The organism is Mesorhizobium sp., from assembly GCF_005063415.1.
In the GTDB taxonomy this organism is placed as follows: Bacteria; Pseudomonadota; Alphaproteobacteria; order Rhizobiales; family Rhizobiaceae; genus Mesorhizobium.
On sequence record NZ_SUEG01000453.1, the window covers coordinates 1 to 209 of the forward strand.

The 209-nt window shown below is 60.8% G+C and carries 1 protein-coding gene; it reads left to right on the forward strand.

Annotation, left to right across the window (positions count from 1 at the left end; genetic code table 11):
- On the forward strand, positions 1-209 hold a 209-nt coding region (locus tag E5W70_RS33025; protein WP_292665554.1), incomplete at both ends, for a winged helix-turn-helix domain-containing protein.

A 209-nucleotide genomic window follows, 5' to 3' on the forward strand; every position in this document is an offset into this window, starting at 1 on the left:
GAACCAGAGGCCGGGCGCTACTGAAGGCCCTATTGGAAGCAAATGGCGAGGTCGTGACGAAGTCAGCATTAATGGATGCGGCGTGGCCATGCACGAACGTCGAGGAGAGCAATCTTACCGTTCAGATCGCCGCGCTTCGCAAGGTCCTCGGCCGGTCGGCTGACGGCGAAGAGTGGATAGCAACTGTTCCGCGCGTGGGGTACAGGCTG